Below are 21,861 nucleotides of genomic sequence, written 5' to 3' on the forward strand. Positions count from 1 at the left end.
CTGACCGTTGAGGGCCGGTCCCGAAAGGGGCCGGCCCTCTCGTCTTGCCCGGGGTGCTCAGCCGCCCAGCTGGTAGACGTGGTCAGGGGTGACGACGCCGGTGACCGCCCGGCCGAGGACCGTGCTGGGTTCCTGGCCCTCGTACGAGATGTCGGTGTTGAGCAGCATGACCAGGGTCGCCTGATAGACGGGCAGGTAGATCGTCAACGCCTGGTAGCCGGGCAGCGAGCCGTTGTGCCCGATCCAGCCCTCCACGTTGAAGATGCCGAGCCCGTAGCCCGTGCCGGAGATCTGCGTCGTTCCCGTCTTGAGGCGCTCGGCCTGCGTACGCGGCGTCAGCAGCGTGCCGGTGGCCAGGATCCTCGCCCACTTCCGCTGGTCCTCCAGGTCCGAGATCATCGCGCCCGCGGCCCAGCCCCAGGAGGGGTTCCAGCCGGTGGCGTCCTCGACCGCGCCCAATGCGGTCTGGTTGGTGTAGCCGTGGGGGTGCGGGCTCGGGAAGGCGGCATCGGTCGGGAAGAGTGTCCGGTTCAGTCCCTCGGGCTTCAGGATGTTGGTGCTGACGAACTCGTGCAGCGGCTGCCCGCCGAGCTTCTCCACGACCAGCCCCAGCAGGATGAGGTTGGTGTTGCAGTAGGAGAACTCGGCGCCCGGCTCGAACAGCACGGGATGCCTGAAGGAGAAGGCCAGGAGCTCCTGCGGCGTGAAGGAGCGCGTGGGATCGCCGGTGAGCGCCTTGAAGAACTCCTCGTCCTCGCTGTAGTTGAACAGCCCGCTGCGCATGCCCGCGAGCTGGCGCAGCGTGATGCGCTCGCCGTTCGGGACGCCCTCGACGTAGGTGGCGATCGGGTCGTCCAGGCCGGCCTTGCCCCGGTCGACGAGCTGGAGCAGCGCGGTCACGGTGAACGTCTTGGTGACGCTGCCGATCCGCGAGTACACGCCGGGCGTCATCGCGGCGCCGGTCGCCTTGTCGGCGACGCCGAAGGCCCGCACGTACGAGCCCTTGCCCGGCGCCGACAGGCCGACGACGACACCGGGCACGCCCGCTTCGCGCATGGTCTTCCGTACGACGGAGTCCAGGCGGGCGGCCACCGCCGGGGTCAGCTCCGGAAACTCCCGCACCGCGGCCGTGGCCCCGGCAGGCGTGTACAGGGCCAGCAGCCCGGCCAGGGCCACCAGCACGCGCATTCGTGAACACCTCATGAATGAGCCTCCCCCCGGAGCCTTCATCCTGCCTTCACCTTGCTTCACCCTGCCTACCAGCGTAAACGCCCTCCGATCCGGAAATGTGACGACATGGCAACTAGCCGCGACCACGACTTCCGCGGGAAAAGAGGGAGTTCATATCAGCGCCGAACAGGGACGGAGCGCAATGAAGCGTCTCAAGTTAGACCAGGATCCGACCGCGGGCGAGACCGACACCACACCGGTGGAAGGACCGATTCCCCTGGTTGCCCAGTCCCACCCCAACCTGCCCAAAGGCGCCACCGTCTACCTGCGACCCGCCATCCTGCCGAACCCGGGCAGCGACATCATCCGGCGCGTGGTCATCAGCCCCCGTCCCCGCACCCCCTCCCCCTTCGGCGCGCGCATGGGCGACCACACCATCGCCTGGCAGGTCCACCTCGACGCGCTCAAGGCGGTCCTGCACAACCTGACCCTGACCGAGGCCATCAACAAGGTCCAGGCCCTGCACGACGAGGCGACCGCCTGGATGTCCAGGCTCGACTCCACCCAGATGAAGCTCTTCCTGTGGCTGGAGGACCACGAGGAGCGGGCGCCCAGGCTGGAGGACGCCGCCCATCGCACGGTGACCGGCCTGGATCTGGCGCGCAGGATATTGGCCGAGGGCCCGCGGAAGAAGGCGGACGGCTCGATGGAGACCGCGGACGAGAAGCGCGCCCGCGCCGCCGACACGCTGGGCGTGGCCGTCGCCCACCATCTGGCCTACGTGAACTACCTCCCGTACGCCACCGTCTTCAACCCCTCGGCCCGCGGCTCGATCGGATCGGGTGAGGGCCGCTACCGGAACATGCTCATCGCCCACGAGCGCCACTCCCTGTTCATCGACCGCCTGGCAGCGCAGCGCCAGGAAGAGGCGAAGCTGGCCGCCGAGCAGATGGACACGGAGCAGCCCGGCCGGCCCGCGCAGCCCAAGCCGCAGCCGCCGAAGGACCCGGACCCGCCCTATACCGCCGACCAGGTCAAGGAGGCGCTGTGGCGGATGTTCTCCTACGACGCGGCCCTGCGCGAGTCGGGGATCATCTTCCTGCTCGACCCCGAGGCGGCCAAGGTCCCGCGCGCCAGCTACAAGGAGCTCGCGATTCTGGCCGAGAACCTGGAGAAGCTGGTCAGCGGCATCGGCTCGATCGCCATGACCCCCACCGACGTCGAGACCATGGCCGAGACGATCGCGCAGAGGTACGCCAGGCCCACCGACGACCAGGAGCTCTTCCACGCCGCCAAGGCCATCAAGACGGCGGCCCGCAGCGTCGTCGGCCTGTCTCCGGGCACCGGCAAGCAACGGCTGCGCGAGCTGCGCGACGGCGAGGGCCGGCACGTCGGCACCTCCCTCAGCCGGGCCCTGCTCTCGGTCCAGGCCATCGAGGCCCTGGCCAAGGACGCCGCCGCCCGGGTCGAGGCGATCATTCCGACGCTGGTCCACGAACATCAGAGCCTGGTCGCCACCGCGTACCCGCGCAGTGTCACCTACTCGGGCTTCTTCGGCGCCTCCGCCGCCGAGGCGGCCAAGGCCAAGCTCACCGCCGAGCTGCGCCGCCTGTTCCCCGGGGCCGACCTCGGCCAGGAGGCGATCACGAAACTGCTGACCCGGATCGCCGCGGCCTGGACCAGGATGTCCGCCCTGCCGGACGCCACCGGCTCCAACGCCTGGGTGGACGACGCGGCCAACGACCCGCTCGTGGTGACCTTCACCGCCGGTCAGCCGCTGGTCGTCAACGGCCGCGCGCCCGCGCCTCCCGGGGTCACCGGGATGGGCTGCCACACGACCGCCTGGGTGGTCCAGTGCGCCGCCCTGTCACGCCAGCTCGTCGGGGCTGCGAACGAGGACCGCGCCATGGCGACGGTACGCCAGCTCGTCACCGACGACCTCACGTCGGAGGTCATGAAGCTGGACCGGCTGCTGCCGATCATCCAGCTGGAGGGCGGCCAGCTCGACGAGCTGTTCGACGCGGCGCTGGAGGCGCTGACCGCGGCCACGGCCGGTGAGGCAGCCACCGCCTACCTGAACTTCCGCAACCTGCTCCCCTTCGCCACCGTGGACACCGGCGACCGGGGCGGCCACGGCGAGAAGGCCGACGCGGGGCGGAAGGAGACCTACGACGCGAAGGCGCTGGCGGACACGGTGTCCCTGGTGGCGGAGGACCTGGCCAGACTGCGCGCCCGGTCGTACGGCACCCGCCTGTCCGCGATCGCCACCGGCCTGCGCAAGAGCCTGAAGGAGGGCGAGACCCACTGGGGCAGCCCGACGGCCCTGCGCGAAGCCGTCACCGCCTCGGCCAGCCGCCTCAACGCGCTGGCCAGGAACCTGCGCAGCGGCAGCGTGCCGGACGCGACCAAGGTCATCAGCACTGCCCGCTGGGACGAGCACAACCGGCTGTACACGCTGGCCCACTCCTAGATCCCCTCGCGTGGATCCCCTCGCGGGTCGCCGGCGTCGTGAAGACGCCGGCGGCCCGCGCCACCGTCACGCCACGGACGCGCGCTCGCTCCCCGGCTGTCACGCCATGATGTGCGCCCGCTCAGCCGGTACGGCATGCCGCAAAGCCTCCCCCGCGACCAGGCGGCGCAGCTCGTCCACGACCAGTTCCCCCATGCGCGCCCGCTCGCCGCCCAGGGCCCCCGCCACGTGCGCGGTCAGGACGACGTTGGGCAGGGTGAACAGCGGCGAGTCCGGAGCCGGCGGTTCCGGCCAGGTGACGTCGAGGACCGCGGTGAGGTCGGTCCTGCGGCGCAGGACGTCCACGAGGGAAGGCTCGTCCACCAGCGCTCCGCGGGCGGTGTTGATCAGGGTGCCGCCGGGCTCAAGGAGATCGAGCAGCTCGCCGTTGACCAGGCCTTCCGTCTCGGGCAGCAGCGGCGCGTGCAGGCTGACGACCGAGCAGGTGGCGAAGAGCTCGGGCAGCTCCACCAGGCGCACGCCCAGCCCGGCGGGGTCGGCCACGGGGTCGCAGGCCAGCACGTGCACGTCGAAGTTCCGCAGGTGGGCGGCGACGAGGCGGCCGATCGCGCCGAGGCCGAACAGGCCGACGCGGGAGCGGTACCCGCCGGCGACGGGCGGGTCGTGCGGGTAGCGGCGGCCGGCCCGGATCTCGCGGGCGATCCGGTGGGCCTGCTTCAGCGCCAGCAGGATCTGGGCCAGCGCGAACTCGGCCACCGGGATCGCGTTGGCGGAGGCGGCGGAGACGATCGGGATCTCGCGGGCCCAGAACTCCGGGGTGGTCAGCGGCCGTACCGAGCCGGCGGCGACCAGCACCGCGCGCAGTTTGGGTGCCCGGCTCAGCAGCGTCGCGTCGAGCCGGGGCGGACCCCATCCGGTCAGCAGGATCTCCACGTCCGCCAGGACGTCCGGGTCCTGGGCCAGGTGCTCCCGGGTGCGCGGTGGCGCACTCCATCTGACCAGTTCGTCCAGGTCGCGCAGGACCTCGGGCGGGTAGACGTCACCGCGCCGCCGTTCCTCCATGACGAGCAGGGCGGTGGGCCGGGGATCAAGCTCGGACATGAACGCTCCAGAGTCATCAAGAGTCATCGGGTCAGTGGCGGGCGCGCCGGCAGGCGGCCTTCGCCGCCTCGGCGAGCGGCTTGTTACGCATCGATTTCGGCAGGGAGTCATCGGACCATTGACCGTGCCAATGGGGCAACGCTAGCTTCTCGGAAAGCGTTATCCAAGAGACTGGGAGCCGTTCACATATGCGGACACATGCCAAATACAGGGTGAGTTGTCTCCTCGCCGCCGCGCTGGTGCTGACCGGGTGCGGCTCCGGTCCGGCGGGAGGCGACGTCGAACAGGACGCCTCGGCGCCCCTGGAGCTCTGGACCAGGACCACGCCCGGCGGACCGGGCGAGCAGGGCACGATCAAGCTGGCCGCGGCGTTCGAGAAGGCCACGGGCCACAAGGTCAAGGTGACGGCCATCTTCGACGACTTCGAGACGAAGATGCAGCAGCGCGCCGCCCAGAAGGACCTGCCGGACATCGTCATGAACGACGTCGCCCAACTGGGAACGATGCAGAGCCAGGGCCTGCTGCGCGAGATCGACCTGTCCAAGGTCGCCAGTGCCAAGGACGTCAGCGAGCGTGCCCTGGCCGCGGGCAAGGCCGTGGACGGCAAGCAGTACGGCCTGCCGTACTCGGCGCAGGCCACCGCGCTGCTCATCCGCAAGGACTGGCGCGAGAAGCTGGGCCTGAAGCCGCCGCAGAGCTGGGCGGACCTGGCGGCGATGGCCAAGGCGTTCACCGAGAAGGACCCCGACGGCAACGGCGAGGCCGACACCTACGGGCTGGCGGCGCCGCTGTCGACCAAGCGCGGGTACGCGTCCTGGTACTTCTCGAACTTCCTCTGGGCCGCGGGCGGCGACTTCGTGGCCGACGCGGGCGGCGGCAAGTACAAGCCGGCCATGTCCACCGCCGAGTCGGTCGCCGCGATGCAGTGGTTCCGCGACCTGGGCTGCAAGGACAAGGTGATCCAGCCGGGCGCGGTCACGATGGACACGCCGCCGACGAACGAGACGTTCGAGGCGGGCAAGGCCGGTCTCTACGTCGTCGGCCCCTACCTGCTGCCCCGCTTCGACAAGGCACTGGGCAAGGACAAGTACGAGGTCATGGCCATGCCCAAGGGCGCCAAGAGCGCCGAGGTGCTGGCCGAGGGCGGCGCGGTCTACCTGATGGCCGGCTCGCCCAACCAGGCCGCGCAGGACGCCTTCGCCGCCTTCGCCATCTCGGCCGAGGGCCAGAAGATCGGCATGGAGGGCGAAGCGGCGTACATCGTGCAGTTGCCCGTCAACACCACCGTCGACATCGCCCAGGTGCGGCCCGACCCGCGCTGGAAGACCTTCGCCGAGGCCTACCAGACCTCCGGCCGGTACGCGCCGTCGCTGCCGAACTGGACCCCGGTGCGCCAGGCGTCGGCCGAGACCGTCAACGCGCTCGTGGCGGACTGTTCACTCGACCTCAAGGCCGAACTCGGCAAGCTCGACACCAAGCTCGCCGCCATCCTCACCGAACAGGGCATCGCCGCCTCATGAGCGTCGAGCAACTGAGTCCCGTCGCCGCGCGAGCGACGACCGGCGCCCCCGCTCCCCGTTCCAAGAACGGGGGGCGGGACGGCCGCTGGTGGATCCCGTGGCTGTTCCTGGCCCCGGCGATCATCCTGTTCGCGCTCTTCAAGTTCATCCCGATGGGCAACGCGCTGGTCATGTCCTTCCAGGACGTCCAGCCGTTCCTCGGCAACAAGTGGGTCGGGACCGGCAACTACGCCACGATGCTCGCCTCGGAGGGTTTCCATCGGGCGGCGTGGCACACGATCGTGCTGGCCGTGGGGCAGACGGCCGGCTCGATGGCGCTCGGGTTCGCGCTGGCGCTGCTGATGGAGGGGCAGAGCCGCAAGCTCGGCTTCATCAGGTCCGCCGCGTTCCTGCCGGTCGTGGTGCCGATGGCGGTGGTCGCCGAGCTCTGGCGGATCATGTACCACCCGACGGCCGACGGCATGATCAACTCGATCATCGGGCTGGCCGGGCTCGGGCCGTCCGGGTTCATCAACGACCCGGACGCCTCCATGGCTTCGGTGATCATGACCGGGATCTGGCGCGGCGCGCCGTACGACATGATGATCTTCATGGCGGGCCTGGCCGGCGTCAACCGGGACCTCTACGAGGCCGCCACCGTCGACGGCGCCTCCCGGTGGCGGCGGATCCTGCATGTCACACTGCCCGGCCTGCGCTCGGTCTTCACGATCCTGTTCGTGCTGGCCGCCATCCGCGGGCTGCGGGTCTTCACCGAGGTGTTCCTGCTGACGAACGGCGGGCCGAACGGCTCCACCGAGGTGGTCATGACCCTCATCTACAAGCTCGGCCTGGAGCAGAACCGGCTGGGCGTCGGCGCGGCGGGGGCGGTTCTGCTGTTCGTCGCGACACTCGTGCTGACGGTCTTCGTCTACCTGCTCAGAAGGAAGGAGAACCGATGAGCGAGACGGCTCTCGGTCTCAAGGAGAACGCGACCCCCGCGGGCCGCGCGACGAAGCTGGTGATCTATTCGCTGGTGCTGGTCGTGTTCGCGGGGCCGCTGCTGGCCCTGCTGGTCAGCGCCTTCAACCACGTCTCCGACCCGACCCAGCTGAGCCTGGTGCCGACCAGCCCCACGCTGGACAACTTCACGGTCGCCGTCGATCAGGGCGTGCTGAAGTATCTGCTCAACTCCTTCCTCGTCGTGGGCTTCGGGCTGCTGCTCCAGGTGACGGTCTCGGTGCTGGCCTCGTACGCGCTGGCGCGCAAGCGGTTCCGGTTCATGTCGCTGGTGTTCGTGGCCATTCTCGCGACGCTCATGCTGCCCGAGGAGATCCTGGCCATCCCGCTGTCGATCATCCTGGCCGACGTGCCGGTGATCCACGTGAACCTCATCGGGACGCTGGCCGGCATGATCGTGCCGCTCGGCGCCTGGGCGTTCTCCATCCTGGTGATGACCGAGTTCATGAAGGACGTGCCGCGCGAGCTGGAGGAGGCGGCGCGGATCGACGGGGCGGGCGAGCTGCGGATCTTCGCGCAGATCATCCTGCCGATGTGCAAGCCCGCGCTCGGGGTCATCGGCGTGTTCGGCTTCACCATGATCTGGGACCAGTACCTGCTGCCGCTGCTCGTGGCGCAGGACTCCTCGTCCTACACGCTGCCGCTGGCGCTGCGGACCCTGCGCATCGACCCGATCGTGACGCCGGGCGTGGTCATGGCCGCCTCACTGCTGGCCCTGCTGCCTTCGGTGATCGTGTTCCTGTTCTTCCAGCGTTCGTTCGTCCATGGCCTGTCCTCCGGCGCCCTCAAGGGATGATTTTTCATGACGTGGTTCACCCATGACAGATTCGGGATGTTCGTCCACTGGGGCCTGTACGCCCTGCCGGCCCGGCACGAGTGGGTCAAGACCCGGGAGAAGATGACCGACGAGCAGTACCAGGTCTACTTCGACCACTTCTCCCCCGACCGCTACGACCCGGCCGGCTGGGCCCGCGCGGCCAAGGCCGCCGGGATGCGCTACGTGGTGCTGACGACCAAGCACCACGACGGGTTCTGCCTGTGGGACAGCGATCTGACCGACTACAAGGCGACCCGCACGCCGTACGGGAAGGACCTGGTGGGGCCCTTCGCCGAGGCTTGCAGAGCCGAGGGGCTGAAGGTCGGCTTCTACCACTCGCTGATCGACTGGCACCACCCGTCCTTCCCCGTCGACGGCACCCACCCCCGCCGGGACGAGGTGGACGGCGAGGGCGGCGGCGACATCGCCGAGTACCGGCGCTACCTGCACGGGCAGGTCCGCGAGCTGCTCACCCGCTACGGGAAGATCGACTACCTGTTCTTCGACTTCTCCTACGCCGGCAGGAGCGAGTGGTGGGGCGGCAAGGGCGCCGAGGACTGGGGCTCGGCCGCACTGCTGGAGATGGTCCGCGAGCTGCAGCCCGGCATCCTGGTCAACGACCGCACCGGCCTGCCGGGCGACTTCGTCACGCCCGAGCAGTACCAGCCCTCCGGCCCGCTCGCCGAGGTGTGGGAGGCCTGCCAGACGCTCAACGGCAGCTGGGGCTACGACCGCGACAACCTCGACTACAAGAGCCCGGACCTGCTCATCCGCATGCTGGTCGACGGCGTCGCCAAGGGCGGCAACCTGCTGCTCAACGTGGGCCCGACCGGCAGGGGCGAGATCGACCCCAGGGCGCTGGCCGTCCTGGCCGAGATCAGCGCCTGGATGGACCGGCACGAGCGCTCGATCCGCGGCTGCGGGCCGGCGTCGTTCACCCCGCCGGCCGACTGCCGCTACACCCAGAACGGCGACCGCCTCTACCTGCACCTGTTCGGCTGGCCACTGCGCCACGTCCACCTGCCGGGGCTGGCGGGCAAGGTCCGCTACGCGCAACTGCTCGACGACGCCTCGGAGATCAGGATGGTCGTCACCAAGCCCGGCGAGGTCGCGCAGAACACCAAGATGGGCGGGCAGCCGGAGGGCACCTTGACCCTTCAGCTGCCCGTTCAGCGTCCCCCGGTCGCCGTCCCGGTGATCGAACTCTTCCTTGCCTGACCGCTCACTCGCGCCAGGCAGGCCCGGTGTCCGACGTGCTCGCGCTCCGCGGAATCCGCGGGGCGGCCTTCCCCGCGAGGGGCACGACCGTGATGCCGTCGGCGGTGTTGGGCGCGTTGACGTCGAGCGTGCCGCCGACGACGAGGTTGCCGCGGAAGGTGTTGGGCTCGAAGACGAACTTCTCCAGCGGCGGCGCGGTGTCCTGCTTGCTGGTCTGCACCGAGACGCCGCCCGCCGGGCGGTAGGCGAGGTTGCCGGTGAAGGTGTTGCGCGTGGGCAGGAGGACCATCTGGTAGCCCGGCCAGTGGTTCTTGTAGAACCAGCCGAGGTGCATGTCGCTCTTGGCGTTGTCGACGAACATGTTGCCGGTGAACCTGCTGTCGGTCACCTGGCCGTAGTGGAAGAGGTAGCCATAGGGGGCGAGCGGGTTCTTCTGCGGCACGAAGCCGGGCGTCAGGTAGTCGAGCTGGTTGTTCGCGTCGAACATGTGCTCGCCACTGGTGACCTTGAGACCGTAACCGGAGACTCCGGCCACGTAGTTGCCGCGTACGGTGTGGTGGTCGCCGCTGACCCGGATGCCCTCGCTGGCCGGGTACCGGTCGCCCAGGATGACGTTGTTCTCGACCGTGTTGTAGTTGCCGTAGCGCAGGACGAGGCCACCGCTCGACTGCTTGATCGTGTTGTGGCGCACGGTGTTGTGGTTGGACTTCAGCGAGATGATCTCGTCGTCGCCGTCGACGTGCTCGAAGAGGTTGTTCTCGATGGTGAAGTACGCCCCCTCCGTCGTCCCGAGATCGCCCCACTGCCCGTAACCCCAGATGCGCAGCGCCTCCATGCCGTTGCGCCCGATGTTGGGGACGTTGGCGAAGCGGCTGTGATCGACCTTGTTGTACGTGGCCCGCGGCCCCCGGTCGTTGCCCACCACCGGCTCCTGGTGGTTCTTGCCCTCCAGCAGGACGTGGTCGAGCCGGTTGGCGCCGCCGCGGAAGTAGACCCAGTAGTAGGCGGTCTGCGGCTCGGCTGGGTTGAAGTTCACCACGGCCGTGTCGGTGACCCGGCCCCGGTCGCTGTTGAACGTGATGACCGACCCCTTGCCGTCGGGCACGGTGCCGTCGGTGAAGGTCAGGCCGCTGACCACGAGGTCGGGGCTGTTCAGCGAGATCCCCGACCGGCCGGTGAGGACGACCTTGCCGGGCGTCTGGGCCCGCAGCGTCACCGGCCTGCCGGGCGCGGTGGCGGCGCTGAGGTCGAGGAAGGCGTTCTCCCACGTGCCGTCGGCCATGACGATCGTGTCGCCGGGGGCCGCGTCCGCCATGGCCTTGGTGAGCTCGGCCGGGTTCGCCACAAGCACCTCGGACGCGGACTCGGCCACGGCCGGGCTCTGGGCCAGGCCTAAGGCGAGGACGGCCGCGGCGAGCAGGCGCGGTGCGGTTGCCATGAAACCTCCTACTAATCAAGGGAAATATCCCGAGAAACTGACAGAAAGACGGCGAGATGCTCAAATTCATCGGAGCACTGGAAGAACCGTAGCCTTCGGGCAAGCGTTTTCCAAGAGCCTTGGCACACGATGACTTGCGCGACGTTTGCACGCGCTGACGCGCTGTCAGCCATGCCGTCATGGCCCGCGGCCACGCCCCGAACCGACAGTGAGTGACATGAGCCCATCTGGCATGACCGCGGACCTTCTGCGGCAGGAGATCGACCTCAATGCGCTCGTCGACGCGCTCGGCGAGCGCGCCCCCCAGCTACGGTCGGCCATCGAGACACGCGTTTCCGCCGCGATCACCGCGCGCACGACCTCGGAGCTGCTCACGCTGACCGTCACCGAAGGCGGCCACACCCGGACGGTGAGCCCCTCCCCCACCCCCGACTACGCCAAGTCGCTCTTCCACTACGTCAAGGGCACCGGCGGCGCGACGATCTCCTGCCGGATCGAGGACGTCGTCGAGGCCGCCGTCGTCGCGGCCACCACGGAGTTCTACCAGTCGGAGGAGACGATGTCGGACCTGGCGGAGGTCCTCGGCCGCCAGCTCGTGGAGAACGCCGCCATCCACCGCATCCTGGAGGAGGAGTTCCGCGACCTCGCCGCGCACGTGCAGCGGGAGGTGAAGGACTCCATCACGCTCTCGACGCACACCACCGTCGGCGAGCAGGCGGCCGGCATGGCCCTCGCGAGCGCCACGCACGCCATGCACACCACGCTCGGCGCCACCGTCGCCGCCCTGCTGGCCAAGGCGCTCGCGCTGCCCATCGTGAAGGTCGCGGTGGCCAAGGCCGTGGGCGCGGTGCTGGCCAGCGCGGCGTTCCAGAAGGTCCTGATCATCCTGCTCAAGAAGATCGGGGTCGCGCTGGTCCTGAAGATGCTGCTGGTCAAGCTGTTCGGCGCGGGCGCCGGCGCGCTCGTCGGCTTCATCGTCATCCCGCTGATCGTCGCCTTCCTGGTGTACGAATGGAACACCTTCCCCCAGAAGATCGCGGCCAAGATGTCGGGGCAGGTGGCGGAGAAGCTCGTCGGCCAGAGCGCCGACCTCAACCGGCAGGTCGCCGCCTCCTTCGTGGCCGCCGCCCTCGACGAGGTGCTCGGCAAGCTGCACGACGACCTGCTCTCGCCGGCGAGCTGACCTCCCGCGCATGCCAGGACGAAACGGTAGCCCTGTCCGCTGATGCGTAGGGCCACCGATATGCGGGCTCGAATCTGCGAGGGGGTAACCTAGGCGTTCGTGACGACGTTTCGTATCAGTGAAGCCGCCGCGCTGCTCGGGGTCAGCTCCGACACGATCCGCCGATGGGTGGACGCGGGCCGCCTCGGCGCCGAGCGCGACGAGCACGGCCACCGGCAGGTCGACGGCGCCGAGCTGGCCGCGTTCGCCCGCGCCCAGGTCGAGGAGGTCGAGGGTGGGCGTTCCTCGGCGCGCAATCGTTTCCGCGGCATCGTGACCGAGGTGCTCCGCGACGCGGTGATGGCCCAGGTGGAGATCGCCGCGGGGCCGTTCCGTGTGGTGTCGCTGATGAGCCGGCAGGCCGCCGACGAGCTGGGCCTGGAGGTGGGGGTGGTGGCGGTCGCCGTGATCAAGTCCACCAACGTCGTCGTCGAGATCCCCGGTCACGAGCGCGTGGCCGGTGCCGCGTGAGGAGCCCCTCGATGTTCAGGCGTCTTTCCCCATGGGTCATCGCGCTGGCGGTGTTGTCCGGGTGCGGTTCCGGACAGCCCGCCGCGACGAGCGCCCCGGCCTCCCCCGCGGGCGGGGTCAAGCAGCTGACGGTGTTCGCGGCGGCCTCGCTGACCGGGACGTTCACCGAGCTCGGCAAGACCTTCGAGGCCGCGCATCCGGGCACGACGGTGACGTTCAACTTCGGCTCCAGCGCGACGCTGGCCCAGCAGATCGTCCAGGGCGCCCCGGCCGACGTGTTCGCCGCCGCGAGCCCGGCCACGATGAAGACGGTCACCGACGCCTCGCTGGCCGGCGCGCCGGCCACGTTCGTGCGCAACAAGCTGCAGATCGCGGTCCCGGCCGACAACCCGGCCAAGGTGGACGACCTGAAGGACCTCACCGACGCCAAGGTGAAGGTGGCGCTGTGCGCCGAGCAGGTGCCGTGCGGGGCCGCCGCGGTCAAGGCGCTGGACGCCGCCGGGCTCAAGGTCACGCCGGTCACCCTGGAGCAGGACGTCAAGGCCACGCTGACCAAGGTGGAACTGGGCGAGGTGGACGCGGCGCTGGTCTACACGACCGACGTGCTCGCCGCCAAGGGCAAGGTGACCGGAATCGCCTTCCCCGAGGCGGACAAGGCGATCAACGACTACCCGATCGCCACATTGACCAAGGCTCCCGCCGGTGACCTGGCCAAGCGGTTCGTGGACCTGGTGCTGTCGCAGCAGGGCAAGGACGTGCTGACCAAGGCCGGCTTCGAGGCCCCCTGACCCCGATGAGTTCTTCCACGCGGGAGCGGGCGGGGCGGCTGCCATGGATGCTGGTGGTGCCCGCGGTCGCCGGCCTGCTGTTCCTGGTGCTGCCGCTGGCCGGGCTGCTGATCCGCGCGCCCTGGTCCACGCTCGGCCCGCGGCTGGCCGAGCCGCACGTGCTGGAGGCGTTGCGGCTGTCGGTGGTGTGCGCTTCCGTGGCCACGCTGATCTGCCTGGTGCTCGGCGTGCCGCTGGCCTGGCTGCTTGCCCGGGTGAGCTTTCCCGGGCGGCGGCTGGTGCGGGCGCTGGTGACCGTACCGCTGGTGCTGCCGCCGGTGGTCGGCGGCGTCGCGCTGCTGCTCGTGCTGGGGCGGCGGGGGCTCGTCGGGCAGTGGCTGGAGTCGGCGTTCGGGATCACGCTGCCGTTCACCACGGCGGGAGTGGTCATCGCGGAGGCGTTCGTGGCGATGCCGTTCCTGGTGATCAGTGTGGAGGGGGCGCTGCGCGGTGCCGACCAGCGCTTCGAGGAGGCGGCGGCCACGCTCGGCGCCTCCCGGTGGATCGTGTTCCGGCGGGTCACGCTGCCGATGATCATGCCGGGGGTGGTGGCGGGGGCGGTGTTGTGCTGGGCTCGGGCCCTGGGTGAGTTCGGGGCGACGATCACGTTCGCCGGGAACTTCCCCGGCACCACCCGCACGATGCCGCTGGCGGTCTACCTGGCGCTGGAGACCGAACCGGAGGCGGCGATCGTGCTCAGCCTGGTGCTGCTCGCGGTCTCGGTGATCATCCTGGCCAGCCTGCGCGACCGGTGGGTGAACAGCCCATGAGCATGCGTGACGCGGCGGGTGAGGAGCGTGCGGGTGTGCATGACGCGGCGGGTGAGGAGCGTGCGGGTGTGCGTGACGCGGCGGATGGGGAGCGTGTGGGTGTGCGTGACGCGGCGGGTGGGGAGCCGGTGGGCCTGTGTGCCCGGCTGCGGGTGACGCGGCCCGCGTTCACGCTCGACATCGCGCTCGACGTGGCCCCCGGCGAGGTGGTGGCGCTGCTCGGGCCCAACGGGGCGGGCAAGACCACCGCGCTGCGTGCCCTGGCCGGGCTCACCCGGATGACCGGCGGCCGGATCAGCCTGCGCGGCCGGGACCTGGACGCCCTGCCCGCCGAGAGCCGCCCGATCGGCATGGTCTTCCAGGACTATCTGCTCTTCCCGCACCTGTCCGCGCTGGAGAACGTCGCGTTCGGCCCGCGCTGCCGAGGGGTCGCCAAGGCCGAGGCGCGCCGTACGGCCGCCGCCCTGCTGGAGCGGGTCGGGCTGACCGGCAAGGCCGCCGCCAAGCCGCGGCAGTTGTCCGGCGGGCAGGCGCAGCGGGTCGCGCTGGCGCGGGCGCTGGCCGTACGGCCCGAGCTGCTGCTGCTCGACGAGCCGCTGGCCGCGCTCGACGCCCACACCCGGCTTGAGGTCCGCTCGCAGCTGCGCCGCCACCTCAACGACTTCGACGGCGCCACCGTCCTGGTCACCCACGACCCGCTCGACGCCATGGTGCTGGCCGACCGGCTGATCGTGATCGAGGACGGGGCCATCGTGCAGCAGGGCGCCCCCGCCGAGGTCGCCCGCCGCCCCCGGACCGACTACGTGGCCCGCCTGGTCGGGCTCAACCTGTACCGCGGCGTGGCCACCGAGTCGGGGGTCGAGGTGGGCGAGCTGCTGCTGCTGCACGCCAGCGAGCACTTCGACGGGCCGGCGTTCGTGGCCTTCCCGCCCGCCGCCGTGGCCCTGTACCGCTCCCGGCCGGACGGCAGCCCGCGCAACCTGTGGCAGGCCCGCATCGACGGCATCGAACGGCACGGCGACAACGTCCGCGTGCACCTCGGCGGCCCCGTCTCGGCGTTCGCCGACATCACCCCCGCAGCGGTGGCCGAACTCGACCTGTCGCCCGGTCAGCGGATCTGGGCTTCGGTCAAGGCCACCGAGACCCACGCGTACCCGGCCTGACCTGCCCACCCGCCGCGGACCCGCGGCGGACCCGCGGCGGGCGATGGGTAGGAAGAGGGTGGAACGGGGTGATGTGTCGTGATCGTTGTCGGCGTGGATGGTTCGCGGGCAGGGCTGGAGGCCGTCGGCTGGGCGGCCAGGGAGGCGGCGCTGCGCGGGCGGACCCTGCTGGTCGTGCACGCGATGCCCGCCTGGGCGCACGCCGCCGTTCCCGGCGAGCGGTATGCCGGGGTGGCGGAGTGGATGCGGGACGGCGCCGCGACCGTGCTCGCCGCCGCCGTCGAGCGGGCCGCGCAGGAGGCGCCCGGCCTGGACGTCGAGCGGCGGGCCGTACCGGGTGACGCCCGTGCGGCGCTGCTGGAGCTGTCCGCCGGCGCCGGCCTGCTCGTGATGGGCAGCCACGGGATGGGCGGCTTCCGCGGGCTGCTGCTCGGATCGGTGGCGGCAGGGGTGACCGGGCGCGCCGCGTGTGACGTGGTCATCGTCAGGGAACCGCCCGCGACCGCGCCGCGCGGCGAGGTGGTCGTGGGGGTGGATGGCTCCGAGGCCGGTCAGCGCGTGCTCGCGTACGCCTTCGAGCATGCCGACCGGCACGGGCTGGCGCTGCGGGCGGTGCACGCCTGGAACCGGCTCGACCTCGACGGCGTCCTGGCGTCGGCCTCCGCGGAGGAGGACGAGCTGCGGCTGCTGAAGGAGGCGGTCGCGGGCTATCGCGACCGCCATCCCGACGTGCGGGTCGTGTGGGAGGTCGTGCACGACCATCCGGCGCAGGCGCTCAGGAACGCCTCCGGCGGCGCCGATCTGCTGGTCGTGGGGACGCATGGGCAGAGCGCGCTCACCGGGCTGATCCTGGGGTCGGTCAGTCAGGCGATGCTGCACTACGCCACGTGCCCGCTCGCGGTGGTCCGCAACGCGCCGGGGGCGCGTTAGGCGCGTTCGGCCAGGCCCAGGGTGAGCTCGCCATTGAGGTCCTCCAGGTTCCATCCGCCGGTGCCGTAGGCCTGGTTGGTGATCCAGAAGACCATCACGCGCCTGCCGGTGAAGCGGGCGTACTCGCCGAAGGACCAGTCGTTGCCGCCGTCGTGCTCGGCGACCCGGCCGAGACGGGTGCGGGGGACGATGCCCCAGCCGTAGCCGTAGAAGTGGCGTTCGCGCCGGTCGGTGAGCACGCGCGGGGTGAACATCTCGGCCTTGGCGCGGCGCGACAGGACGGTGCCGCCCTCCAGCGCGCGGTGCCAGCGGTACATGTCGGCGGCGGTGGAGAGCATGCCGCCGTTGCCGCGCAGGTACCAGTACGGGCCGTCCTTGGCCCAGGGGTGGTCGGTGGGACGGCCCTGCCGCCTGCCGCGCCTGTCGTACTCGACGGCCAGGTCGGCGGGTGACCAGCGCGGCAGCACGTACCCGGTGCGGGTCATTCCGGCGGGCGCGAACAGGTGCGTGGCCAGGAACTCCTCGTAGCCGAGACCGGAGGCGCGCTCGACGACGGCGGCCAGCAGGCTGTAGCCGAGGTTGGAGTAGCGGAACCCGGCGCCGGGGGCCTGGCGCAGGGGCGCGGCCAAGGCGCGCCGGATCATGGTGTCTCTTGAGACGGGTACGTAGTCGTCACCGAGGTCGCCCAGGCCGGAGGTGTGCGTGAGCAGGTGGCGCAGGGTGATCGCGCGCTTGTCCGAGGGGACGCGGCCGAGATGGACGCTGATCCGGTCGGTGGTGCGGAGTCTGCCCATCATCTGCAGCTTCATGATGGCCGCGGCGGTGAACTGCTTGGTGATCGACATGATGTCGTAGACGGTCTCGCAGCCGGCGGGCGTCCCGCGTTCGCGGTCGGCCAGGCCGAAACCGGCGCAGTGCACCAGCCGGCCGTCACGCGCGACGGCGACGGTGCCGCCGGGACCGTCCGGCAGCGTCCGGGCGAGGAAGGACACGATCCCCTTGTCGACGGGAGCCGGCGCCAGGAGCGTGCCGGCGAGGGCGGCGTGGATCCACATGGAAGTCATGCCTTCGACGCTGGCCCGCCGAGCGGCCTGGAGGTGGCGGGATGGCTGTTCCGGGTTGTGCGGGTCTGTGCGAGTCGGCTGTACTGCCAGGCTATGAGCGACACAACTGATCCTTCGGACGTGCGGACCGGTGCCGAGTTCATGAGCGGGTTGCGCCGGCTCAAGGCGTGGTCGGGGCGGAGCTACCGGGAGATCCAGGCGCAGGCGCGGCGGGCCGGGCACGCGCTGCCGTACTCGACGGCGGCGGGGATGCTGAAGCGTGAGACGCTGCCGCGCGAGCAGGTGGTGGAGGCGTTCGCGCGTGGGTGCGGGCTCGGGGCCGAGCAGGCGTCGGCCTGGGTGGCCGCGCGCAAGCGGGTGGCGGCGGAGGCGGCGCCACAGCCACAGCCACGGTCACAGCCGCAGTCACAGTCACAGCCGCGGTCACGGACACAGCCGCAGCCGCAGCCGCGGTCACGGACACAGTCACGGCTTCGGCCGGAGGTGGTGCCGGTGCGGGCGCGGGCGGCGGGGCGGTGGCGGTGGGTCGCGGCTGTGCTGGTGGCGGCGGGGCTGGTGGGTGTGGCCGTCACCCAGCAGGGCGGGCAGGAGGAGATCGTCGTGGTGTCGGATGTTCAGGAGATCGAGCCGTAGCTCGGCAGGTGGGAGAGGTCCGCGGTCATCCGGGCCGCGGCCGAGGCGAGTTCGGGCAGGATGCGCTCCACGAGGGTCTGGGCGGTGGCGCGGCTGGCGTGGGTGGCGACGTTGACCGCGGCGACCACGGTGCCGTCGCCGTCGTGCAGGGGCACCGCGATCGAGCGGACGCCGTCCTCCAGTTCCTGGTCGACCAGCGCGTAGCCGTCGCTGCCCGCCCGCCGTACCGCCTCGGCCAGCAGCGCGGGGTCGGTGACGGTGCGGCAGGTCAGGGGTTTGAGCTCCAGCGCGGCGAGGCGGGCGGCGGGCTCGGCGGCCAGGAGCACGCGGCCCATCGAGGTGGCGTGGGCGGGGAAGCGGGTGCCGAGGGTGATGTCCACGCTCATGATGCTGGCCGTCGGTACGCGCGCGACGTAGACGACGTCGTCCCCGGACAGCACGGCGACCGAGGCGGACTCGCGCACCCGTTCGGCGAGCGCCGCCAGGTGCGGCTGGACGACTTCGGCGAGGGTGAGCGCCGACAGGTGCGCGTACCCCAGCTCCAGGACGCGCGGCAGGGGCACGAAGCGGGCGCGGCGCGCGCTCACGTAGCCGAACCGCTCCATCGCCTGTACGGCCCGCCGCACCGTGGCCCGCGCCAGCCCCGTGACCTGGGCCGCCTCGGCCAGCGTGAGCCCGCCGGGCGCCGCGCCGAGGGCGACGAGCACGCCGAGCCCGCGGGCCAGCGACTGCAGGTAGGCGGCGCCCATCTCGTCCTTGGGCACGCGCGACAGGTCGGCGCCCGGCACGAGCCGCCGCGGCTGGTCGAGGCGTAGCGCGGCCTCCATGGCGGCGACGGCGCGCCGCAGGTGGGGCAGGGCGTGCTCACGCAGGCCGTCGGCGGTGTGCCGGCTGGTGTGGCTGATGACGCTGACCGCGCAGACGGCCTCGCCGCCGGGTTCGTGGACCGGCATGGCGACGGCGACCAGGCCGGGCTCGACGAGCTGGTCGTCAACGGCCCAGGGCACGGCGGCGCCGAGCAGCACGAACCCGGCGGCGCACCGCTCGGCGGCCAGCACGTCGCCGACGCGCAGGGCGACGGTCATCGTGCGCCGCCGGGTGTAGCGGGCGACGAAGCGCACGCTGCCGCCGTCGGGCACGGCGAGGGAGACCGACTCGTCCAGTTCTTCCGCCAGCGCCTCGGCGTGCGGGCCGAGCGTGGCGGGCAGGCCGCTCGCGGCGAGGTAGGCGGCGCCCAGTTCCAGCAGCCGGGGGGCGAGCAGCACGTCGCGGCCGTCGGCCCGGAGGTAGCCGAGGGTGACCAGCGTGGCCAGGACGCGGTCGACCGTCGCGCGGGCCAGCCCGGTGGCTTGCACCAGGTCGGTGGCGCGCCGGCGGCGTTCCGGCGCGGCGGTCACCACCCGCAGCACCGTCAGCCCGCGCTCCAGCGCTCCGTTCGGCTCCATGAGCCCTCCTTTGACAGCCCGGCGAGGTGGTCTCCATACTCGAAACCGGCTCATAGTGAACTTTAGTTCACTCTGCGAACGCTTGGAGCGACAATGGACAAGGTGGTCGGCTCCGCCGCGGAGGCGCTGAACGGCGTGCACGACGGCGCCTCCTTCGCGGTCGGCGGCTTCGGCCTGAGCGGCATCCCGGCCGTGCTGATCGAGGCCCTGCTGGACAGCGGCGTCTCCGGTATCGGCGTGGTCTCCAACAACTGCGGCACCGACGGCGGCGGCCTGGGGCTCCTGCTGGCGGCCGGGCGCATCGCCCGCGTCACCGCCTCCTACATCGGGGAGAACAAGGAGTTCGGCCGGCGGTACCTGGCGGGCGAGGTCGAGGTGGAGCTGACCCCGCAGGGCAGCCTCGCCGAGCGGCTGCGCGCCGGCGGCTGCGGCATCCCCGCCTTCTACACGCCCGCCGGGGTGGGCACGCCGGTCGCGGAGTCCGGACTGCCCCTGCGCCACCACGCCGACGGCTCGGTCGCGCTGACCGCGCCGCCCAAGGAGGTGCGGGAGTTCGACGGCGTGCCGTACGTGCTGGAACACGCGATCACCACCGACTTCGCGCTGGTACGGGCGGCGCGCGGCGACCGGCACGGAAACCTGTCCTTCCGCAAGGCGGCGCGCAACTTCAACCCGCTGGCCGCGATGGCGGGGCGGATCACGATCGCCGAGGTGGAGGAGCTGACCGACCTCGACCCCGACGAGGTGCACCTGCCGGGCGTCTTCGTGCAGCGTGTGCTGCCGCTGACCCCGGAGCAGGCCGCGGCCAAGGGCATCGAGTGGCGCACGGTGCGGGCATGAGCTGGAGCCGCGACGAGATGGCCGCAAGGGCGGCGGCCGAGCTGCGCGACGGCGACTACGTCAACCTCGGGATCGGGCTGCCCACCCGCATCCCGTCCTTCCTGCCGCGCGGGATCACGGTCACGCTGCACTCGGAGAACGGCGTGCTCGGCGTCGGCCCCTACCCCGCGGCCGACGAGGTGGACCCCGACCTGATCAACGCGGGCAAGGAGACCGTCACCGTCGTGCCCGGCGCGGCCTTCTTCGACTCGGCGCTGTCGTTCGGCATGATCCGCGGCGGGCACATCGACGTGGCGGTGCTCGGCGCCATGCAGGTGTCCGCGGGCGGCGACCTGGCCAACTGGATGGTTCCCGGACGCCTGGTCAAGGGCATGGGTGGAGCCATGGACCTGGTGCACGGCGCGCGGCGGGTGCTCGTCGTCACCGAGCACACCGCCAAGGACGGCAGCCCCAAGCTGGTGCGGGAGTGCACGCTGCCGCTCACCGGGCGGGCCTGCGTGCACCGGGTGATCACCGACCTCGGCGTCCTGGACGTCACCCCCGAGGGCTTCGCGCTGGTGGAGACCGCGCCCGGCGTGAGCGTGGACGAACTGCGCGGCCGTACAGGAGCAGTGATCGGATGAGAGCCGTCTACATCGCCGACGCCGTGCGCACCCCCATCGGCCGGTACGGCGGGGCGCTGGCCGAGACCCGTCCGGACGACCTGGCGGCGCACGTGGTCAGGGCGCTGGCCGAGCGCACCGGGCGCGAACACGTGGACGAGGTGCTGCTCGGCAACGCCAACGGAGCCGGTGAGGACAACCGCAACGTGGCCCGCATGGCGGCGTTGCTGGCCGGGCTGCCGGTGAGCACGCCGGGCGCCACCGTCAACCGGCTGTGCGGTTCGGGGATGGAGGCGGTCATCCAGGCCTACCGCGCCATCGCGATGGGCGACGCCTCGGCGATCATCGCGGGCGGCGTGGAGTCGATGACCCGCGCGCCCTGGGTGCTGCCGAAGCCTTCGCGCGCCTTCCCTGCCGGGGGCGCGGAGCTCGTGTCGACCACGCTCGGGTGGCGGCTGGTCAACCCGCGGATGCCGGCCGGGCACACGGTGCCGCTGGGCGAGGGCGCCGAGCTGATCGCCGACCGGTACGGCATCGCCCGCGAGACCCAGGACACGTTCGCCCTGGAGAGCCACCAGAAGGCCGCAAAAGCCGATTTTTCCCGAGAAGTCGTTCCAGTAGATGATTTTTCGGCAGATGAGGGCATCAGGCGGGACACCTCACTGGAGGCCCTCGCCAAACTCAAACCCGCCTTCCGCGCCGGCGGCACGGTCACCGCGGGCAACTCCTCCCCTCTCAACGACGGCGCCGCGGCCCTCCTGCTGACCGACGAGGAAGGGCTCGGCGGCCGCGAGCCCCTCGCCCGGATCGTGGCCTCCGGCGTCAGCGCCCTCGAACCCGCCTTCTTCGGGCTCGGCCCGGTCGAGGCGAGCCGCCGGGCCATGGCCAAGGCCGGCAGGAGCTTCGGCGACCTGGCCGTGGCCGAGCTGAACGAGGCCTTCGCCGCCCAGGTCCTCGGCTGCCTGGCCGAGCTGCCCGAGCTCGACCCCGGCATCGTCAACCCGCGCGGCGGCGCGATCGCCCTCGGCCACCCCCTGGGCATGTCCGGCGCCCGCCTGACCGGCGCCCTGGCCCACCAGCTCGCGGAAGCCGGATCGGGCACGGGCCTCGCCTCCCTCTGCATCGGCGTCGGCCAGGGCCTGGCCGTCGTGCTCGAAAGGTGAC

General features: G+C 71.3%; 20 protein-coding genes. 15 read left to right on the forward strand and 5 right to left on the reverse strand.

What is annotated here, in order from left to right:
- Positions 1-57: 57 nt before the first annotated feature.
- Entirely contained in the window at positions 58-1,188 is a 1,131-nt protein-coding gene (locus ACIBKY_RS17800; protein WP_397097743.1) for a serine hydrolase domain-containing protein, read from the reverse strand.
- Between the two features lie 184 nt (positions 1,189-1,372).
- Between ACIBKY_RS17800 and ACIBKY_RS17805 the strand changes: the two genes are divergently transcribed.
- Positions 1,373-3,640, forward strand: a complete 2,268-nt coding sequence (locus ACIBKY_RS17805; protein ID WP_397097744.1) for a hypothetical protein — start codon at positions 1,373-1,375, stop codon at positions 3,638-3,640.
- A gap of 99 nt (positions 3,641-3,739) precedes the next feature.
- Here the strand turns inward: ACIBKY_RS17805 and ACIBKY_RS17810 are convergent, their stop codons facing one another.
- On the reverse strand, positions 3,740-4,741 hold the full coding sequence (locus ACIBKY_RS17810; protein WP_397097745.1) for a hydroxyacid dehydrogenase: 1,002 nt from the start codon (positions 4,739-4,741) through the stop codon (positions 3,740-3,742).
- Between the two features lie 212 nt (positions 4,742-4,953).
- Here ACIBKY_RS17810 and ACIBKY_RS17815 point away from each other — a divergent pair, with 212 nt between their 5' ends.
- Genes ACIBKY_RS17815 through ACIBKY_RS17830 form a run of 4 tightly spaced genes read left to right on the forward strand, consistent with a single transcriptional unit; the run spans position 4,954 to position 9,292 of the window.
- The gene (locus ACIBKY_RS17815) at positions 4,954-6,261 is read left to right on the forward strand and encodes an extracellular solute-binding protein (RefSeq protein WP_397097746.1); all 1,308 of its coding nucleotides are present in this window, start codon (positions 4,954-4,956) and stop codon (positions 6,259-6,261) included.
- A complete protein-coding gene (locus tag ACIBKY_RS17820) occupies positions 6,258-7,199 on the forward strand; it encodes a carbohydrate ABC transporter permease (protein WP_397097747.1) in 942 nt (313 codons plus the stop codon). Before ACIBKY_RS17815 ends, ACIBKY_RS17820 begins: the two co-directional genes overlap by 4 nt.
- A complete protein-coding gene (locus tag ACIBKY_RS17825) occupies positions 7,196-8,053 on the forward strand; it encodes a carbohydrate ABC transporter permease (RefSeq protein ID WP_184973813.1) in 858 nt (285 codons plus the stop codon). The genes ACIBKY_RS17820 and ACIBKY_RS17825 overlap by 4 nt, the downstream gene beginning before the upstream one ends.
- Before the next feature lie 6 nt (positions 8,054-8,059).
- Positions 8,060-9,292, forward strand: a complete 1,233-nt coding sequence (locus tag ACIBKY_RS17830) for an alpha-L-fucosidase (protein ID WP_397097748.1) — start codon at positions 8,060-8,062, stop codon at positions 9,290-9,292.
- Between the two features lie 4 nt (positions 9,293-9,296).
- Here ACIBKY_RS17830 and ACIBKY_RS17835 read toward each other — a convergent pair whose 3' ends face one another.
- Positions 9,297-10,730: a polysaccharide lyase 6 family protein gene (locus tag ACIBKY_RS17835; protein WP_397097749.1), complete on the reverse strand. Its 1,434-nt coding sequence runs from the start codon at positions 10,728-10,730 to the stop codon at positions 9,297-9,299.
- A 232-nt stretch (positions 10,731-10,962) separates the two neighbouring features.
- Here ACIBKY_RS17835 and ACIBKY_RS17840 point away from each other — a divergent pair, with 232 nt between their 5' ends.
- The 6 genes from ACIBKY_RS17840 to ACIBKY_RS17865 all read left to right on the forward strand — a co-directional run bounded on the left by ACIBKY_RS17840 (position 10,963) and on the right by ACIBKY_RS17865 (position 16,113).
- Complete coding sequence (locus ACIBKY_RS17840; protein WP_397097750.1) at positions 10,963-11,913, forward strand: hypothetical protein; 951 nt, start codon at positions 10,963-10,965, stop codon at positions 11,911-11,913.
- A 99-nt stretch (positions 11,914-12,012) separates the two neighbouring features.
- Positions 12,013-12,423, forward strand: a complete 411-nt coding sequence (locus ACIBKY_RS17845) for a molybdopterin-binding protein (protein WP_397097751.1) — start codon at positions 12,013-12,015, stop codon at positions 12,421-12,423.
- An 11-nt stretch (positions 12,424-12,434) separates the two neighbouring features.
- Entirely contained in the window at positions 12,435-13,211 is a 777-nt protein-coding gene (gene modA / locus ACIBKY_RS17850) for a molybdate ABC transporter substrate-binding protein (protein ID WP_397097752.1), read from the forward strand.
- A 5-nt stretch (positions 13,212-13,216) separates the two neighbouring features.
- Positions 13,217-14,020 carry an ABC transporter permease gene (locus ACIBKY_RS17855; RefSeq protein ID WP_397097753.1) on the forward strand — a complete coding sequence of 268 codons (804 nt, stop codon included), beginning with the start codon at positions 13,217-13,219 and terminating at the stop codon, positions 14,018-14,020.
- Between the two features lie 128 nt (positions 14,021-14,148).
- Entirely contained in the window at positions 14,149-15,183 is a 1,035-nt protein-coding gene (locus ACIBKY_RS17860) for an ABC transporter ATP-binding protein (protein ID WP_397098404.1), read from the forward strand.
- A gap of 78 nt (positions 15,184-15,261) precedes the next feature.
- Positions 15,262-16,113, forward strand: a complete 852-nt coding sequence (locus tag ACIBKY_RS17865) for a universal stress protein (protein WP_397097754.1) — start codon at positions 15,262-15,264, stop codon at positions 16,111-16,113.
- On the opposite strand, the gene ACIBKY_RS17870 is transcribed toward ACIBKY_RS17865, so the two are convergent.
- Complete coding sequence (locus ACIBKY_RS17870) at positions 16,110-17,177, reverse strand: serine hydrolase domain-containing protein (protein WP_397097755.1); 1,068 nt, start codon at positions 17,175-17,177, stop codon at positions 16,110-16,112. The genes ACIBKY_RS17865 and ACIBKY_RS17870 overlap by 4 nt on opposite strands.
- Before the next feature lie 93 nt (positions 17,178-17,270).
- Between ACIBKY_RS17870 and ACIBKY_RS17875 the strand changes: the two genes are divergently transcribed.
- Positions 17,271-17,810, forward strand: coding sequence for a hypothetical protein (locus ACIBKY_RS17875; RefSeq protein WP_397097756.1), 540 nt, complete (start codon positions 17,271-17,273; stop codon positions 17,808-17,810).
- On the opposite strand, the gene ACIBKY_RS17880 is transcribed toward ACIBKY_RS17875, so the two are convergent.
- Positions 17,792-19,255, reverse strand: coding sequence for an IclR family transcriptional regulator C-terminal domain-containing protein (locus tag ACIBKY_RS17880; RefSeq protein ID WP_397097757.1), 1,464 nt, complete (start codon positions 19,253-19,255; stop codon positions 17,792-17,794). The genes ACIBKY_RS17875 and ACIBKY_RS17880 overlap by 19 nt on opposite strands.
- A 93-nt stretch (positions 19,256-19,348) precedes the next feature.
- On the opposite strand from ACIBKY_RS17880, the gene ACIBKY_RS17885 reads away from it, so the two are divergent.
- From ACIBKY_RS17885 to ACIBKY_RS17895, 3 genes are read left to right on the forward strand one after another with little or no spacing between them, the layout of a single operon-like run.
- A complete protein-coding gene (locus ACIBKY_RS17885; protein ID WP_397097758.1) occupies positions 19,349-20,095 on the forward strand; it encodes a CoA transferase subunit A in 747 nt (248 codons plus the stop codon).
- Positions 20,092-20,718: a CoA transferase subunit B gene (locus tag ACIBKY_RS17890; RefSeq protein WP_379619500.1), complete on the forward strand. Its 627-nt coding sequence runs from the start codon at positions 20,092-20,094 to the stop codon at positions 20,716-20,718. The genes ACIBKY_RS17885 and ACIBKY_RS17890 overlap by 4 nt, the downstream gene beginning before the upstream one ends.
- Positions 20,715-21,860, forward strand: coding sequence for a thiolase family protein (locus ACIBKY_RS17895; protein ID WP_397097759.1), 1,146 nt, complete (start codon positions 20,715-20,717; stop codon positions 21,858-21,860). The genes ACIBKY_RS17890 and ACIBKY_RS17895 overlap by 4 nt, the downstream gene beginning before the upstream one ends.
- Position 21,861: the final 1 nt, after the last annotated feature.

It is taken from the genome of Nonomuraea sp. NPDC050394 (genome assembly GCF_044459065.1).
Classification (GTDB): Bacteria; Actinomycetota; Actinomycetes; order Streptosporangiales; family Streptosporangiaceae; genus Nonomuraea.

Coding starts and splice junctions, on each gene's coding strand:
- ACIBKY_RS17885 (WP_397097758.1), top strand. CDS start 19,349: ATGGACAAGGTGGTCGGCTCCGCCGCGGAGGCGCTGAACGGCGTGCAC.
- ACIBKY_RS17825 (WP_184973813.1), top strand. CDS start 7,196: ATGAGCGAGACGGCTCTCGGTCTCAAGGAGAACGCGACCCCCGCGGGC.
- ACIBKY_RS17890 (WP_379619500.1), top strand. CDS start 20,092: ATGAGCTGGAGCCGCGACGAGATGGCCGCAAGGGCGGCGGCCGAGCTG.
- ACIBKY_RS17810 (WP_397097745.1), bottom strand. CDS start 4,741: ATGTCCGAGCTTGATCCCCGGCCCACCGCCCTGCTCGTCATGGAGGAA.
- ACIBKY_RS17855 (WP_397097753.1), top strand. CDS start 13,217: ATGAGTTCTTCCACGCGGGAGCGGGCGGGGCGGCTGCCATGGATGCTG.
- ACIBKY_RS17875 (WP_397097756.1), top strand. CDS start 17,271: ATGAGCGACACAACTGATCCTTCGGACGTGCGGACCGGTGCCGAGTTC.
- ACIBKY_RS17835 (WP_397097749.1), bottom strand. CDS start 10,730: ATGGCAACCGCACCGCGCCTGCTCGCCGCGGCCGTCCTCGCCTTAGGC.
- modA (WP_397097752.1), top strand. CDS start 12,435: ATGTTCAGGCGTCTTTCCCCATGGGTCATCGCGCTGGCGGTGTTGTCC.
- ACIBKY_RS17800 (WP_397097743.1), bottom strand. CDS start 1,188: ATGCGCGTGCTGGTGGCCCTGGCCGGGCTGCTGGCCCTGTACACGCCT.
- ACIBKY_RS17820 (WP_397097747.1), top strand. CDS start 6,258: ATGAGCGTCGAGCAACTGAGTCCCGTCGCCGCGCGAGCGACGACCGGC.
- ACIBKY_RS17870 (WP_397097755.1), bottom strand. CDS start 17,177: ATGACTTCCATGTGGATCCACGCCGCCCTCGCCGGCACGCTCCTGGCG.
- ACIBKY_RS17880 (WP_397097757.1), bottom strand. CDS start 19,255: ATGGAGCCGAACGGAGCGCTGGAGCGCGGGCTGACGGTGCTGCGGGTG.
- ACIBKY_RS17830 (WP_397097748.1), top strand. CDS start 8,060: ATGACGTGGTTCACCCATGACAGATTCGGGATGTTCGTCCACTGGGGC.
- ACIBKY_RS17805 (WP_397097744.1), top strand. CDS start 1,373: ATGAAGCGTCTCAAGTTAGACCAGGATCCGACCGCGGGCGAGACCGAC.
- ACIBKY_RS17895 (WP_397097759.1), top strand. CDS start 20,715: ATGAGAGCCGTCTACATCGCCGACGCCGTGCGCACCCCCATCGGCCGG.
- ACIBKY_RS17840 (WP_397097750.1), top strand. CDS start 10,963: ATGACCGCGGACCTTCTGCGGCAGGAGATCGACCTCAATGCGCTCGTC.